Annotated in this window: 15 protein-coding genes and 1 pseudogene; 14 read left to right on the plus strand and 2 right to left on the minus strand. The window is 51.9% G+C overall.

Annotated features, from left to right (window positions below; all coding sequences use genetic code 11):
* Positions 1–510 precede the first annotated feature (510 nt).
* Positions 511–903: pseudogene (locus IDH44_RS27310) on the minus strand (IS91 family transposase); the annotation flags it as partial.
* A 249-nt stretch (positions 904–1,152) separates the two neighbouring features.
* Here IDH44_RS27310 and IDH44_RS00010 point away from each other — a divergent pair.
* From IDH44_RS00010 to IDH44_RS00020, 3 genes are all read left to right on the plus strand, one after another.
* Positions 1,153–1,782 (plus strand): hypothetical protein, encoded by a 630-nt coding sequence (locus IDH44_RS00010; protein ID WP_190913483.1) that lies wholly within the window; start codon positions 1,153–1,155, stop codon positions 1,780–1,782.
* Positions 1,783–1,985: 203 nt separating this feature from the next.
* Positions 1,986–2,507, plus strand: a complete 522-nt coding sequence (locus tag IDH44_RS00015) for a GNAT family N-acetyltransferase (protein ID WP_190913484.1) — start codon at positions 1,986–1,988, stop codon at positions 2,505–2,507.
* 373 nt (positions 2,508–2,880) lie between these two features.
* Positions 2,881–3,522, plus strand: a complete 642-nt coding sequence (locus IDH44_RS00020; protein ID WP_190913485.1) for an HAD family hydrolase — start codon at positions 2,881–2,883, stop codon at positions 3,520–3,522.
* Between the two features lie 317 nt (positions 3,523–3,839).
* Here the strand turns inward: IDH44_RS00020 and IDH44_RS00025 are convergent, their stop codons facing one another.
* On the minus strand, positions 3,840–4,130 hold the full coding sequence (locus IDH44_RS00025; RefSeq protein WP_190913486.1) for a hypothetical protein: 291 nt from the start codon (positions 4,128–4,130) through the stop codon (positions 3,840–3,842).
* A 297-nt stretch (positions 4,131–4,427) separates the two neighbouring features.
* On the opposite strand from IDH44_RS00025, the gene IDH44_RS00030 reads away from it, so the two are divergent.
* From IDH44_RS00030 to IDH44_RS00080, 11 genes are all read left to right on the plus strand, one after another.
* On the plus strand, positions 4,428–4,655 hold the full coding sequence (locus tag IDH44_RS00030; protein WP_190913487.1) for a hypothetical protein: 228 nt from the start codon (positions 4,428–4,430) through the stop codon (positions 4,653–4,655).
* A gap of 32 nt (positions 4,656–4,687) precedes the next feature.
* Positions 4,688–4,960: a hypothetical protein gene (locus IDH44_RS00035; RefSeq protein WP_190913488.1), complete on the plus strand. Its 273-nt coding sequence runs from the start codon at positions 4,688–4,690 to the stop codon at positions 4,958–4,960.
* A 260-nt stretch (positions 4,961–5,220) separates the two neighbouring features.
* Positions 5,221–6,411 carry a GntR family transcriptional regulator gene (locus tag IDH44_RS00040; protein WP_190913490.1) on the plus strand — a complete coding sequence of 397 codons (1,191 nt, stop codon included), beginning with the start codon at positions 5,221–5,223 and terminating at the stop codon, positions 6,409–6,411.
* 145 nt (positions 6,412–6,556) lie between these two features.
* A complete protein-coding gene (locus tag IDH44_RS00045; RefSeq protein ID WP_190913492.1) occupies positions 6,557–7,321 on the plus strand; it encodes an SDR family NAD(P)-dependent oxidoreductase in 765 nt (254 codons plus the stop codon).
* A 67-nt stretch (positions 7,322–7,388) separates the two neighbouring features.
* Positions 7,389–8,360, plus strand: a complete 972-nt coding sequence (locus IDH44_RS00050; RefSeq protein ID WP_190913494.1) for a C-terminal binding protein — start codon at positions 7,389–7,391, stop codon at positions 8,358–8,360.
* 28 nt (positions 8,361–8,388) lie between these two features.
* Positions 8,389–9,399, plus strand: coding sequence for a zinc-dependent alcohol dehydrogenase (locus IDH44_RS00055; RefSeq protein WP_190913496.1), 1,011 nt, complete (start codon positions 8,389–8,391; stop codon positions 9,397–9,399).
* 39 nt (positions 9,400–9,438) lie between these two features.
* Positions 9,439–10,086 (plus strand): cyclase family protein, encoded by a 648-nt coding sequence (locus IDH44_RS00060; protein WP_190913498.1) that lies wholly within the window; start codon positions 9,439–9,441, stop codon positions 10,084–10,086.
* Between the two features lie 207 nt (positions 10,087–10,293).
* On the plus strand, positions 10,294–11,358 hold the full coding sequence (locus IDH44_RS00065) for an NAD(P)H-dependent flavin oxidoreductase (protein ID WP_190913507.1): 1,065 nt from the start codon (positions 10,294–10,296) through the stop codon (positions 11,356–11,358).
* 480 nt (positions 11,359–11,838) lie between these two features.
* Entirely contained in the window at positions 11,839–13,491 is a 1,653-nt protein-coding gene (locus IDH44_RS00070) for a type 2 periplasmic-binding domain-containing protein (protein ID WP_190913509.1), read from the plus strand.
* 86 nt (positions 13,492–13,577) lie between these two features.
* Entirely contained in the window at positions 13,578–14,534 is a 957-nt protein-coding gene (locus tag IDH44_RS00075) for an ABC transporter permease (protein ID WP_190913540.1), read from the plus strand.
* A gap of 12 nt (positions 14,535–14,546) precedes the next feature.
* A complete protein-coding gene (locus IDH44_RS00080; RefSeq protein WP_317890078.1) occupies positions 14,547–15,431 on the plus strand; it encodes a carbohydrate ABC transporter permease in 885 nt (294 codons plus the stop codon).
* Positions 15,432–15,439 lie beyond the last annotated feature (8 nt).

Genomic DNA, 15,439 nt, shown 5'->3' on the forward strand with positions numbered 1-15,439 from the left:
GTGGTCGGGATACCTCCATTTTACCATTTAATGCTTCGGTGCATTTTTGTTTTTTTATCTGAATCTAAGGGCTTTTTGAACAGGCTCTAATACTTAATACTCTGGATTGGTTGCGAAGTGGCCCAGAAAAAAAGACCTTCGGGGCGGGAAGCGAAGGTCAGAGTGGAACGTTCATGAGGAGCAGGCAGGCTGCGGGCCATTGCGCAAATCCATGTTGGACGAAGCCGGGACCCGCACGAGCCTATGGACTTTGTTATTCTTTTCCACCTGCGTCTAGCGGACCGAAAGAGGATCGCATGGTGGCAGGTTGGCGCGTGGAAGTCCTACGTGGTCGACCATTGCCAGAAGTGGACAGAGCTTCCCCCTCCCCAAAGCGGGCCGGTTGACGAAAGGTATGAAGTTGGCCGTCGCTCATCCGGTACCTACGCGATGGACCATTTGCCAGAAGTGGACAGAGCTTCCCCCTCCCCAAAACGGGCCGGTTGACGAAGCGATGAAGTTGGCCCCCGCTCACCCGGTATTGGGGGCAAGCGTGAGCACCTGCTGCCACTGGCCGCCGCAAGCCGGACAGGTAGACAGATCGTTGCCGGTGAGCTTGAGCATGAGCGCCTGCGCCGAAAGCTTCACCTTGGGCCGAATGGCGGTCCGGGTTAGACGCAGGCATTGCAGCAGCTTCGTCTGGCGATTGGCGTTGCTCAGGAATCCATAGTGGCGGATGCGCTGGAAGCCGGAGGGCAGCACGTGTTGGAGGAAGCGTCGAATAAATTCCATCGCCTCCAAGGTCATCGACTTGACCCGGCTGCCATCCTTGTAGTCGCGGTACTGGAACGTCACCCTGTCGGCATCCACCGCGGTCAGGCGGTTATTGGCGATCGCGGTTTTATGCGTGTAGCGACTCAGATGTAGGAGTTTCGGGAGCTACCGCGCAGCGGTTTCGTTCAACAGCGTTTTCATGCTTCGGGCCATTCGGCCCTCGGTCCGCGGGAAGGATTTTCAAAGAAGCGGATTCAGGCGGACAACCTTGTGAGGCTAAGTCTGACGACCCGGCCGTGCGATCCGCTCCGCGGGATCGCCGATGCAGCTTAAGCCTCTCGGGTTCATGAACACCAGAACGTTATGTGAAATACACGTAAAGATGAAATGAGGGATTAGATGCCTGAATACTCTCAAATTCAAACTTACTTAAAATGCGACCAAAGTAATATTAAAGAAATCTTGCTAGATTTCATAGCTGCATTAAATGAAATTGGGATTTACGAAAACAAAATAATCTCAGCTTTCAATAGACTTGAATGGGATATAGCAGAGGATGGCGCCTTGTCTGTGACTGGAGGAGAAGAAACAATAGAACTGAAAATTCACGGACAACAAATCCACATTCGCCCATTCGTTATGGGGTGGACTTTAAATAGCATTAAAGAATTACAGCAATCTTGGCTTGAAGTTAGTCTTCTCCTATGGACAGAGGAGATTACACAGAGTTCTTTTTGTAACACAGTTAGAGAAGAATATAGATCAACTATATGGGAATTCATGAATGTATTTTCGCGTATCTTCAATCAATCAGGCGTGTATTTTACTAACGAGGCAACAGACGGCCGACCATGGGAAGCAATAATACAGGCTGAGCCTTCTGGTACTTGGATGTTTGATGCCGCAATAATAAATGATGTACTAATATACTATTACAAAGAAATTGACGATAATAATTTCTTCTCAAAAAACAATGAAACGAAATTGTTAATAGCGAGAAAAGATACTTGGATTAATGAACCTTGGTGATGGCATATTTAGGGAGGCGTATACTCCACATAACAACGGTTTCAATGCTGCGCGGCTTACGCCGCTGGGTCCGGGCCGGAGAGTAGGAGCCAGGAAGCGGAATCAGCCGGACACATCCGACTTCGTCGGACGTCATGAACCCTGAACGTTAGGTGAAAATAATGCAAAGCAACTCAAAATCTAAATCAAACATAGGAGGCCACATGGCTATAATCATTCGGACTGAAAATGAAAATGACTTTTCTCAAGTGTATGATGTTAATGTCATAGCATTTGGAGATCGAGAAGATGAAGCAAAACTAGTCGAACGGATTCGAGATACAGAAAACTTTATTCCTCAGCTCTCCATTATTGCTGAAGATAAAGGAACGATAGTAGGACATGTATTATTGAGCAAAGCTGAAGTTGTCGAAGGGGATAAACAGCACGAAGTAATTGTTCTTGCCCCCATAGCAGTGAGACCTAATTATCAAAAACAAGGTATTGGAAAACAATTAATCAATGAAGGAATTAAGAGATGTAGTGAACTTGGATTTTATGTAGTATTACTAATCGGCCATCCAGAATACTATCCAAAATTCGGATTTAAACCAGCTCGAAAATTCAACTTGGAATTAACTCAATTTAAAGTACCAAATGAAGTATTTATGGTGAATGAGTTGAAAGAACATGAATTAATGAAAATTAAAGGCGAATTGAGATATCCAAAAGCGTTTTTCGAGTAATTCAAGAAGGCATTAACATCACCTAACACTCTGGATTGGTTGCGAAGTGGCCCAGAAAAAAGACCTTCGGGGCGGGAACCGAAGGTCAGAGTGGAACGGATATGAGGAGCAGGTAGGTTGCGGGCCATTGCGCAAATCCATGTTGGACGAAGCCGGGACCCGTGCGAGCCTATGGATTTTATTGTTATTTTCCATTTCCGTCTGGAAGCATTTTCGAGGAAGTTGGAGCTGCGGACAACCTCCTTTGGAGGTTCGAGAATGCGAGGAACGTTAGGCCAAACTGGCGAAAAATCAAAAATTAAAACTAGTCGAATTTCTTGAAGCGAATTCAAGAAGCTTCCGCATATGGAGAAACATGAAGGAGAACGAAACAATGAAAAAGTACATACTCTTTGATCACGATGGTGTTCTTGTCGATACTGAATACTGGTATTACAAAGCGGGAGAACGTGCTCTGGCTGACATTGGATTTACCTTGGATAAAAATCAATATCTCCGCGACATGACCCAGTCATTGGGCACTTGGGCCCAAGCTAGGAGGGCAGGTATAGATGAACAGACCATTAGCAAGCAGCGTGCGGTCCGAAACGACTTTTATCAGGAATATCTAAGAACAGAAGCCATAGAGATTGAAGGTGTAGTTGAAACTCTAGCTGAACTGTCAAAGTATGTCCGCATGGCCATCGTGACGACTGCAAAACGTGTAGATTTTGAACTTATTCATAAAAAGCGTAATATCAAACAATTCATGGAATTCGTTCTTGTTCGCGAAGACTACGAGCGTACCAAGCCGCACCCAGAACCGTACTTAACCGGTCTGAAGCGTTTTGGAGCTACTAAAGAGGATACTCTGGTTGTAGAAGATTCCAACAGAGGGTTAAACTCAGCTGTGGCGGCTGGTATCGACTGTGTTGTTGTTCATAATGAGTTTACAAAAGCACATGACTTTTCACGGGCAAGCTATCGAATCAAGTCTCTAATTGAACTAAGGGGTCTTATCTTGAATGTAAACTGAGAGAGACAGCGTATCGAACTGTGTATTTTAAAGATGGCAGACTCGCGTATGAAGTCTGATTTATAAATCCGATCAAGGAAGCAAGTCTTAACAGCAGTAGGAAACCTACATTTTTTGATTACTCGAAGTCGAAGAGGTCGCCAGCAACGCCTAACAACGGGTGCATGCTGCGCGGCTTTCGCCGCTTGGTCCGGGCCGGAGGTATGAAGCCAGGAAGTAGAATCAGCCGGACACATCCGACTTCGTCGGACGTCATGAACCCTAAACGTTATAGGAAAGATCGGCATATAAATTACAAAAGAACGTCAAGAATTAACTTATTGTCGATTAAACTTTTCGATATCAGTTTCTAAGCGAAATACGCGTTTATTGAGAGCAGCAATTTCTGCATCTTTATCAAGAAAGTTGTGGTGGATTTTTTCTAAAAGTGCAAAAATATCTTTAGGTTGTCCGTCTTCAATTCGGACAACAGACTGGTGAATGGCATTAATTTGATGGCTCATTTGATGTTGGTTTTCATTTAAAAGAAGTTGATTTTGATTCACTTGACGGACGTCTTCTTTAAGGCGCTGTATCTCTTGAAGAATCTGTTGAAGCAAGTTTTCCATAAAGTGTCCCCTACCTTTCTTATTTATTAATTATAACACGGGGTCTTTTGAGAAGCAGTACAAAAGAATTTTAAAAGATTTAAAGTAATTTAGGTAGCTCCAAGGGGGCCGATCCAACCTATAACACTCTGGATTGGTTGCGAAGTGGCCCAGAAAAAAGACCTTCGGGGCGGGAACCGAAGGTCAGAGTGGAACGGTCATGAGGAGCAGGTAGGCTGCGGGCCATTGCGCAAATCCAATAAATTCTGGAGCATCCACGTATAATAAGGATGAAGAAACTAAAGGAGGCGACTACGAATGCGTTCATCCCATCATGATGATTTGAACCATATCTTGGATCATCTTAATGATAAGAATAAAGTAGTAGCCAAAAGCTTCTTGTCCTGGTTACTTGAAAAACAAGTGGACGAAGAAGATGAGTATTTAACAAGTGATGACCTGAAGGCATTAGAAAAAGGTCGAATTGAATATCAGAGTGGAAAGACAAAATCATTGGAGGACTTAAAGCGTGAATTCGAAATATAGCGTCACATTTTCGAATGATGCGGAAAAGGTACTTGAAAAAGAAGCTCCATACGATTCCTGCCACAGGGGCTATTCAGCTTACCTATTCTCATCGGGAACGTCTGGGCGGCCTGCATGCGATAGCCTCTTACCCGATGGCGCGCACCAAGGATGGAGCGATTATAGATCTGTCCACCCTGGAGGACGCGTCCGGCGGACAGGCCGAGAAGTATTATTTTACCGCGCCTTTGCAAGAAGGATATGCCGCTGTCAGCGATCCGGTCTCCGGGGCTGGGATTGCTTTTCTTGCAGGAAGCATATACTAGGGGGAAGGTGATGCAAGTCCCCGGCGGCGAAACGGCGACATGGCGGCTGGAGGTTTCTCTGGTTTCCAACGCTGCAGGCCGTGATGATCATGCTCAGAAAACTTAACGATCCTAAAGGGACCAGGTTCCGGCTTCGTTTTCGACGAAGCCGGAACCTTTTTTGACGGATTGTTGCGGGGCGAGGCATCGGCTATACTGGATACTGGATATATCCAACTATACTATGCAGAGCCAGCAGGCAAGGGAGCCGAGATCAAACGATGTCCGAACAACTTGCGTTATATGCACAAATTCAACAATATATGAAGCAACAAATCGTCTTCGGCGAATGGGTGCCGCATGCGCAAATTCCGGCAGAGCGGACGCTGGCCGAACGATTCGGCGTCAGTCGGATTACCGCCAAGAATGCCATACTCGGCTTGGTGACGGAGAAGCTGCTGTACCGGCAGCAGGGAAGGGGGACGTTTGTCGCCGCGCATGCCCCCTCGATTCTGAAACGTGAAGGTCGGGCGTCAGAGCCGAAGGCCGGAGCCTTGCACCATTCGGGCAACGACGACGCGTTAGCCGCTACAGGCCAAACGACAGGACCTCGTACGAAGCCGCTCATCGGCCTCGTCATGCCCTTGATGGAGCATCTATACGCCGCCCGGTTCATTTCCGGCGTGGAGGCGGAATTGTCGCGCCGCGACTGTCATCTGCTGTTCAAGCGCATCGAGCCGCACCCCGTCCACGAGCCGACTGCGATTCGGGATATGCTGGAGCTTGCGATCGACGGGCTGATTGTCGTGGCGCCCAGGGGCGCGCTTTTTCACGACGACCTGATCCGGCTGATTCTCGACAAGTTTCCCCTGGTGTTCGTTGAGAAGTATGTCAGCGACTATCAGGCGAACCGCGTCTACTGCGACACCGAGCGCGGCGGATACCTGATGGGCGAGTATTTGGCTCGCCGCGCGGCAGGTCCGATCGGATTGGTTGCTTATCCGTTTGACTATACGGAAGGCGTCAAGGAGCGGGTGTTCGGCTTCCAGTCCGCTCTGGTCGAGAATGCCGTCCCCCCGGTTGCGGGCGAGCGCTACTTGAATGTCGGCCCGGAGCTGATCGAAGGCGGATCCTATTCGTCGCGAGCGGATCGCGTTCCGGACGCCATCCTCGATTACTTGCGGAGCAATTCGGATCTGGCTGGGGTCGCGACTGCTGACGCGCAGCTTATGCAGTACGTCAGCCGCGGATTGCGTCTTCTCGGGATGGACAACACCGTGCTTGTCGGCTTCGACGAACCCGGATTCGTGCCCGACGGATGCATGCCTGCAGCTTATATCGATCAATCTCCGACGGAAATGGGCGTTCATGCCGCCACCCTTATCGCGGATGCGATCGGCGGCGAGACGGCGATCCGACATGTCGCGTTGACGCCAAGGCTTGTGGAAATAGAAGCCCTCGCCGATCATTGAGGTTTGTTTAAGGCTATGTGAATTGGATATATAAATTGGATACATTGACATATAACCAATATAGACATAAGATCGTATAAGAGGCGGCATTCACGGCTGATCAGCGCGCTGGTCGAGCCGGGCCGAACGCCTTGGGAGGTGGACCATGAGAGGGTTACAAGGAAAGGTCGCAGTCGTCACCGGAGGCGCGCAAGGCCTGGGAGAGGCGATCGTGCAGCGGCTTAGCGAGGAAGGCTGCGAGGTATGGCTGCTGGATCGCAACGTCGAGGCGGCGGTGACGGCCGATCGCATTCGCAAGCTGACCGGAAAATTCGTGGAAGCGATCCAGGTGGACATTTCGAGCGAGGAGCAGGTCGCCGAAGCTTTTGCAACAATCGGTGCGCGTCATACTTCGGTGGACATTCTGGTCAACAATGCGGCTGCTTTCGTATTCAAGGGAGTGGAGGCGACGCCGAAGGAGTGGCGCGCGATCCTCGACGTCAATATTGTCGGCACGACGCTCGTGACCCAGCATGCGCTTCCGTTGCTCAAAGCAAGCGGCAAGGGCGCGATCGTCAATCTGTCGTCTGTAAGCGGATTCATTGGGCAGTCCAACTTTGCGACTTACAATGCGACGAAGTTTGCAATTCGCGGATTGACCAAATGCTGGGCGATTGACCTCAGTCCGTTCGGGATTCGCGTCAATACCGTCTGCCCGGGTTACATTCGCACCGCGGCGTTCGAGAACAGCTGTGCCGAGCTCGGCCTCGATGTCGAGGAAGAGAACCGCCGCGTATCCGCGCTGCACATTTTGAACCGGCAAGGCCGTGCCGACGAAGTGGCGGGCGCGGTGGCGTTTCTCGTTTCCGACGATGCGACGTTCATCACGGGGGAAGACCTGATGGTCGACGGCGGCTATCTGGCGAAATAATCGAATGGCCTCAGATGCGCAGGAGAAGGACGACACGAATGAGGGCTAAGGGAGGCAGGGAGAGCGAATGAATAAACGGCTCAAAGTGGCGGTGACCGATTATGGGTTTCCGGATTTGCATCAGGAGGAGGAGTTGCTTCGGCCGCTTGGCTTTGAATTCGCGACCGGGCAATGCCGGACGCCGGAGGAGGTGGCGGCGCTCTGTGCGGACGCGGACGCCATTCTGACCCAGTGGGCTCCTGTCGATGCTACGGTGATCGAGGCGCTGCAGCATTGCCGCATCATTGTGCGCTATGGCATCGGCGTCGACAATGTCGATCTGGAAGCGGCGGCGGTGCGCGGCATACCGGTGGTGAACGTGCCGGATTATGCGGTGGACGAGGTGGCGGACCATGCGATCTCGCTGATGCTGGCCTCTGTGCGCAAAATCCCGCAAGTGGTGGCGGACGTGCGCGCCGGAGAGTGGCAGATCGCGCCGCGCCGCCCGATCTACGGCCTGCGCGGCCGGACGATCGGCACGGCGGGCTTCGGCAATATCGCCAGGGCGGTCATCCAGCGGGCGCAAGCATTCGGGATGGATGCGATCGCGTACGATCCTTACGTGAAGGACGACGTGTTCGCCGAGCGGGGAGTGCGCCGCGCGGACTGGGCGACGCTGCTCGCGGACAGCGATGTGCTGTCGCTGCATTTGCCGCTGAACGCCGAGACGCGCGGGGCCATGTCGCAGGAAGCGTTCCGGTCGATGAAGCCGACGGCGTACGTCGTCAATACGTCGCGCGGCGGCATCCTCGATGCCGAAGCATTGGCCGAAGCGCTGCGCGACGGACGGATCGCCGGGGCCGCGCTCGACGTGCTCGAGCGGGAGCCGATCGAGCGCGATCATCCGCTGCTGCGGCTCGACCAATGCCTCGTCACCAGCCACTGCGCCTGGTATTCCGAGGATTCGCTGCTGCGCCTGCAGCAGTTCGCAGCGCTGGAGATCAAGCGGCTGTTCACTGGTGAGCGCCCGCGGCATATCGTCAACAAGGTCGTCGTCTGACGGCGAATACGAAGAGGAGGGATCGCCGTTGAAGGCGCTTGTCTATAGAGGACCGCGGGATTTGGTGCTGGAGGAGCTCGAGCAGCCAGTCTGCGGCTTGGACGAAGTAGTGATCGAGGTCAGCAAGGTCGGCATTTGCGGCAGCGAGTTGGAAGGGTATCTCGGCCATAGCAGCGTGCGGTTTCCGCCGCTCGTTATGGGGCATGAGTTTTGCGGCCGCGTCACGGAGTTAGGCGCGAATGTTGCGGAATTGTCGATCGGCGACAAGGTGGCGGTGAATCCGCTGATCGCCTGCGGAAGATGCGACCGCTGTCTGTCCGGAAAAAGCAGCATATGCGGCAGTCGCCGGATCGTCGGCATTCATCGGCCGGGCGCATTTGCCCGTTATGTCGCCGTACCAGCGGCGAATGCCATCCGGGTTCCGGACGGCATGGACCCGCTGCTCGGCTCGCTGGCCGAGCCGCTGGCGGTCGCGGTTCACGCGGTGAAGCTCGGCGTGCAGCCGCTCGACGAGCAGTTGATCTACGGTGCGGGGCCGATCGGATTGCTCGCGTTGCAAGCCGCGCAATGCATGGGAGCCGGTCGCGTCACCGTCGTCGATCTGCAGCCAGCGCGGCTGGCCTATGCGGCTGAGCTGGGCGCCCGCGCCGTCCCTGCCGGAGAGTTGGCGGACCGCTGGACGGAGCTGTTCCCGGACGGCGTCGACGTGATTCTGGATTGCGTCGGGGCGCAGCCGACTCGCGAGCAAGCGATGAAGCTGATCAATCCGGGCGGCCGGATCGTCATGGTCGGCTTGGCCCAAGGCGTGACGCCGATGCCGATCAACGATCTGGTACGCCAGGAGCTGTCGCTGCTCGGCTCGTATACGTATTCCGGCCGCGACTTCCGCCAGGCGCTCGATCTGCTCGAGGCCGGCCGCATCCGCACAGACGGCTGGATCGAAACGCGGCCGCTGTCCGCCGGACCGGACGCCTTCCTCGAACTGGCGGACGGAACGACGACCGCCGGAAAAATCGTGCTGGACGCGCAAGCGAATTAATTGAGACAGGGAGTCCAAAAAAGAGGAGGACGAAGGGACATGCGAACATTCGTCGATTTGTCGCTCGATATCTATCACGGGGCGCCGACTTTTGCCTGGGACCCGAAGTGTGCGGTCATCGTCCACAATACAGTCGATACGATCGGCTACAACATTTCGCAGCTGTCGATGAGCACGCATCAGGGCACGCACCTGGACGCGCCGTTTCATTTTGTGCGGGACGGCAAAACGGTGGAGCAGCTCGATCTGCACAAGTGCATCGGAGAGACGCTGTTGGTCGACTTGTCGCATAAGCAAGCCAAAGCGCCGCTGACCGTCGAAGACTTCCTGCCTTACGAAGCGTCGATCGTTCCGGGGGCGCGCGTCATTTACCGCACAGACTGGGATTTGCAGTTCCCGCAGCCGCATTATTTTTCTGACTTTCCCTACATGACACTGGAGCTCGCGCAATGGCTGGCAGACCGGCGGATCGGGATGATCGGCATGGACGTGCCGACGCCGAACCCGACCGACTATGATCCGGTGCATCACATATTGCTCGGCGCAGAAATCGTCATCGTGGAAGGACTGGCCCGGCTGAGGGAGCTGGCGGTCGACCGCTTCTTCTTCATGGCCGCGCCGCTCAAGATTACCGGACGGGACGGCTCTCCGGTGCGCGCCTTGGCCATGCTCGAAGATGGCGAGTAAATCGACAGTCAACTGGGGCTCGCGTCCTCTTCGTCATGAAGAGGCGCGGGTCCTTTTTTTGTTGTAACCGACCAGGATGACCGATACAATGAAGAAAACCGGTATGCGCCCGCCCCCATTCAGAACCTTAGCGGCAAGCGGGCCGCATGACAATAAGTCGTCCGGGCAGCCGATCCCTAACGCATGATAGCCAGGAGGCGTTCCCAAATGATAGAAACCGTGTTGACGCGTTTGCTCACTATTGACGCTCCAATCGTTCAAGCCCCGATGGCCGGCGGGCCAACGACGCCGGAATTGATCGCGGCCGTATCGAATGCAGGCGGACTCGGCAGTCTCGGAGCCGGGTACCTGTCCCCCGAACAGATCCGCAGCGCCATTCGTCACATCCGAACGTTAACCGATCGCCCCTTCGGCGTGAATCTGTTTGTCCCTGGCCCTGGGCAAGCTGAAGAGCCGGAGGAGGCGGTGCTGACGGATATGGCGGCTTGTCTCGACGTATACCGCCGTGAACTGGGCATTCCCGAGCGCCCCTCGCTGCATCTCGACTTCCCCTCCTTCGAGGAGCAGATCGACGTTGTGCTGGAGGAACGCGTTCCAGTGTTCAGCTTCACATTCGGCATTCCCTCGCCCGAAGTGATGGAGCGTCTGAGCCAGCATGGAACGTTTGTCATCGGTACAGCGACGACAGTGGATGAAGCGATCCGGCTGGAGAGAGCCGGTGCACACGCCGTGGTGGCGCAAGGAAGCGAAGCGGGCGGACATAGAGGGACCTTCTTGAAGGAAGCATCCGAATCCTTAATCGGGTTAATGGCGCTGGTCCCCCAAATTGCGGATCATGTTGCGGTCCCTGTCATTGCGTCGGGCGGGATCATGGATGGACGGGGGCTCGCAGCCAGTCTCACATTAGGCGCATCCGCCGTTCAGATGGGGACTGCATTTCTAACTTGTACGGAAAGCGGCGCCCACCCCACGCACAAACAAAAAATACTTGCAGCCAGCGAGGATGCCACCGAAGTGACGAATGCCTATTCGGGCAAAGCGGCGAGAGGGATCCAAACCACGTTTATGCGATCGATGCCTGCAGGAAGGATTCCTGCTTATCCGATTCAGCATGCCATGACCACGGATATTCGCCAGGCATCAGCCCGGGCCAATAACCCGGAATACATGTCGCTCTGGGCCGGGCAGGGATTGAGACTGGCGAACGCACAATCTGCCGCTGTGCTTATTGAAAAGACGATCGCTCAGGCGCAAAAACGAATCGCATGGTAGACTGCAAAGGAACAGATCGGGAGGCTGGTCCATATGCAAATCGAAGAGGTTTACGGGAATTTGCCGACATTTTCACCGCCGATATAATGTGCAAATTCATCATGTTCTTGCCGGAATATTGTGCAAACCACTATAAAACAGCCAGAGACCCCTCTGGCTGTTTATTTATGGAAAGCGCCAAGAAGAACCAGCGGGAAACGCGCAGGCAGGACACGCAAAACTACATACCACCCCAAAAATGGAGAATACGTTCGTGGCGACGGCACGCTCCCTCCCGATGGAAGCAATTGTGCAAAGCCAGTGACTTTTTCACCTTAATTGCGTGTTCTGACGGCTGTTATTGTTCTATATTGTACGTTTTTGATGATCCCAAATTACGATTGATGATTTACGAAACGCCTCCCTTCTCTTTACAATGAGGGAGTTCGAGCGCACTAGCGCTACTATATGAATCAAGTTGGTATCACGATCAGAGAGGGGATGTTTGAAAAAATGAAAAGGGATTCACGCACGACTGTATTTCTTTGGTTGGCCGTGTTGTTATTGGTTCTCATGGCAGCCTGTTCGAGTAGCAACAATGAGAACTCGACAGAATCGTTGACGAATGAAAATGAAAGGAGCAGCGGTGAAGGGGAACCGAATGCTACTGGTTCCGATGATCCCGGCGTCCCGGAAATCAATCTGACTTACTGGACCAATCTGAACAACAATGTAGCCAGTTCTCTGCAAAGCTTGAGCGAAGTAGAAATGTATAAGGAAATGGAAAAGGACACAAATGTCAAGCTGCAGTTTCAGCATCCTCCGGCTGGGCAGGCCAACCAACAGTTCAACCTCATCATGTCTTCCCGGGATTTTGCGGATGTTATGGAGGGGAATTGGAACCAATATGCAGGCGGTCCGACAAAGGCGATTGAAGACGGCGTCCTGGTTCCACTGAATGATCTGATTGAACAGCATGCCCCAAATTTCAAAAAAGTCTTGGAAGATTATCCGCAAGTAATGGGACAAATCTCCACGACAAACGGTGAAATCTATGCCTTTCCTTCCATTAATGTGGGGAGATATCGAACGTTCTCCGGAAATTTCATTCGTCAGGATTGGCTGGATGAGCTTGGCTTGAACATGCCGGAAACGATAGCGGATTGGGAACAAGTGTTGCAAACGTTCAAGGAGGAGAAAGGCGTTGAAGCTCCCTTCTCGACCAATTTATTCTTCCTCCAAAACATCCCCTCATTCATTGAAGCGTATGGAGTGACCCATGATTTCTTTGTGGAAGATGGAGAGGTACGGTTCGGGCCGATCGAATCGGGGATGAAGCAAGCCTTGGAGACGATGAATAAATGGTATGTGGAGGGGTGGCTGGATAAAGATTTTGCCACCAATGACCGTAAAGCGATTGATGCCAAACTGTTGAATGATCAGGCAGGCGCTGTACCCGGGTATATCGGCGGTTCCATGGGCAGCTATTATGTGGCCAAAGCGGATGATCCGACCTTTAATCTTGTAGCAGCGCCTTTTCCGGTTTATGAAAAAGGGGAGCAGCCGCGTTTTGTTCCCTTCAATTTTGAAGTGTCGATCAATGGTCAGGCAGGCATTACGACGGCCAATGAGCATCCGGTAGAAACCGTTCGTTGGTTCGATTATTTTTATGGGGAAGAAGGGCACATGCTCAAGAATTTTGGAGTAGAAGGAGTAACCTATGAAATAGTGGATGGGTATCCGACTTATACGGATCTGATTATGAACAACTCGAACGGCTATGATATTGCCCAATCCATGGCGCGTTATTTCCGGGCGAATTATCCGACGCCGGGCATGGACGACGATCGTTACCTGGAACAATACTATACCCTTCCGCAACAGCAAGATGCGATGTCCGTTTTCTCGGAGCACAGCGATTATTCCCGCGCGTACCGATTGCCGCCGGTGAATCATACGGTGGAGGAATCCAGTGAGCTGGCCCAAATTATGTCAGATGTCAAGACCTATCGTGAGGAGATGTTGTTGAAATTTATTTATGGCGACGAGTCCCTGGACCAATTCGATGCTTATGTGGAACAAATCAATCGGATGGGAATCGGACGAGCTCTTGAAATGATGCAGACGGCATATGACCGATACACCAGTAATTAGTTGCAACTGTACACCGGCGGGCAAAGAGGAGAACTTTGCCTGCCCCCATTATATTTGAACGATAGGAGGCCGCGATCTTGGCCGAAATGCATGTCGCCAAAGCGCCGGCGCAGAAGCGTTGGAAGGCATTGCGAAAAAGAAACCGAATCATCAGAGACTTCAAAATCAATAAATATATTTATATCATGGCAGTTCCCGTCCTGCTCTATTACTTGGTTATCCACTATATTCCGATGTACGGCGCGGTGATTGCTTTCAAAGATTTCAGCCCGGTTAAGGGAGTGAGCGGGAGCCCATGGGTGGGGTGGAAGCATTTTTCAAATTTTTATGACAGTTATTATTTCTGGCGGCTGATCAGGAATACGTTTTTGATCAATGTGTACCAGTTGTTGTTTGCTTTTCCGGCCCCGATCATTTTCGCCCTGATGCTGAATGAAATCAGCAGACAATGGTTCAAGAGGACGGTGCAAACGGTCACGTATCTTCCGCATTTTATTTCCATTATTGTGGTTTGCGGCATGCTGGTGGATTTTCTCGCCAGAGACGGCTTCATCACCCATGTGCTGGTATGGTTCGGGTTGGAACAGACCGCTTTGTTATCCAAAGCGGAGTATTTCCGGACGATCTATATCGCCTCTGATATATGGCAGCATATTGGTTGGGGCTCCATTATTTACTTGGCCGCTTTAAGCGGCATCAATCCCGAGTTGTATGAAGCCTCCAAAGTGGACGGTGCGGGACGTTTCAAGCAAGTGGTGCATGTCACGATTCCGGGCATCATGCCGATGATTGTGATTTTGCTAATCTTGAAAATCGGGAATATGATGGAACTCGGCTATGAAAAAATCATTCTGCTGTACAATCCGAACACGTATGAAACGGCTGATGTATTGGCTTCCTTCATTTACCGAAGAGGTCTGGAGAGCGGAAGTGAGTACAGCTATACAACGGCCATTGGTTTGTTTCAATCGATGATCAATTTTATGTTGCTGGTTATGGCGAATTATATATCCCGAAGGCTGAATGATACGAGTCTGTGGTAGAGGAGGTGAACGGTGGGGGTGAAAAAAACGAAGAATGAGTACGTATTCGATGCTTTGAATACGGGCGGTCTTGTCTTCATGATGATTCTTACATTGTATCCGCTTTATTATATTGCCGTCGCTTCGCTGAGTCATTCCGATGCGCTAGTTGGACACACCGGGTTATTGCTTAAACCTCTTTCCTTCAACGTTGAGGCGTACCGGTTTGTATTTCAAAATCCGAATATTGCGTCCGGTTACCGCAATACGATGCTGGTGGTTTTGGGAGGTACTTTCGTCAATCTGCTGATGACTTCCTTGGGCGCCTATGTGTTGTCTCGTAAGCAATTGTATTGGAAAAACCATATGATGTTTCTCATTGCTTTCACCATGTTCTTCTCAGGCGGCCTCATTCCGACGTATTTGCTGGTCAACAATACGTTGGGACTGGGCAATACCTTGACTGCGCTGGTCGTGCCTACTTTAATTTCAACCTGGAATCTGATTGTAATGAGAACATCGTTCGCGGCCATACCGGAATCACTAATTGAGTCTGCAAAATTGGACGGTGCGCATGATTTTACGGTGCTGTTTCGGATCGTCATCCCGCTTTCCATGCCGGTCATGGCGGTCATGATTCTATTTTATGGTGTAGCGCACTGGAATGCCTGGTTTCAAGCGATGATTTATTTGCGAGACCGTAATCTCTATCCTCTTCAACTCATATTGCGGGAGATCTTGATCGCCAACAGCACCGATGCCATGATGACGGATGTTTCCAGCCAGGACAAATCGAGAATCGGGGAAAGTATTAAATATGCTACAATAATGGTGGCAACGCTGCCTATACTGATAGCATACCCTTTTTTGCAAAAGTATTTTGTAAAAGGGGTCATGATCGGAGCGTTGAAAGAATAGAACAGATC

Source organism: Paenibacillus sabuli (genome assembly GCF_014705605.1).
Taxonomy (GTDB): Bacteria; Bacillota; Bacilli; order Paenibacillales; family Paenibacillaceae; genus Paenibacillus_D; species Paenibacillus_D sabuli.

Bases quoted from the DNA above. Each gene is read 5' to 3' on its own strand.
- IDH44_RS00025 (WP_190913486.1), bottom strand. From the start codon at position 4,130: ATGGAAAACTTGCTTCAACAGATTCTTCAAGAGATACAGCGCCTTAAA.
- IDH44_RS00065 (WP_190913507.1), top strand. From the start codon at position 10,294: ATGATAGAAACCGTGTTGACGCGTTTGCTCACTATTGACGCTCCAATC.
- IDH44_RS00030 (WP_190913487.1), top strand. From the start codon at position 4,428: ATGCGTTCATCCCATCATGATGATTTGAACCATATCTTGGATCATCTT.
- IDH44_RS00045 (WP_190913492.1), top strand. From the start codon at position 6,557: ATGAGAGGGTTACAAGGAAAGGTCGCAGTCGTCACCGGAGGCGCGCAA.
- IDH44_RS00015 (WP_190913484.1), top strand. From the start codon at position 1,986: ATGGCTATAATCATTCGGACTGAAAATGAAAATGACTTTTCTCAAGTG.
- IDH44_RS00050 (WP_190913494.1), top strand. From the start codon at position 7,389: ATGAATAAACGGCTCAAAGTGGCGGTGACCGATTATGGGTTTCCGGAT.
- IDH44_RS00070 (WP_190913509.1), top strand. From the start codon at position 11,839: ATGTTTGAAAAAATGAAAAGGGATTCACGCACGACTGTATTTCTTTGG.
- IDH44_RS00010 (WP_190913483.1), top strand. From the start codon at position 1,153: ATGCCTGAATACTCTCAAATTCAAACTTACTTAAAATGCGACCAAAGT.
- IDH44_RS00075 (WP_190913540.1), top strand. From the start codon at position 13,578: ATGCATGTCGCCAAAGCGCCGGCGCAGAAGCGTTGGAAGGCATTGCGA.
- IDH44_RS00060 (WP_190913498.1), top strand. From the start codon at position 9,439: ATGCGAACATTCGTCGATTTGTCGCTCGATATCTATCACGGGGCGCCG.
- IDH44_RS00020 (WP_190913485.1), top strand. From the start codon at position 2,881: ATGAAAAAGTACATACTCTTTGATCACGATGGTGTTCTTGTCGATACT.
- IDH44_RS00040 (WP_190913490.1), top strand. From the start codon at position 5,221: ATGTCCGAACAACTTGCGTTATATGCACAAATTCAACAATATATGAAG.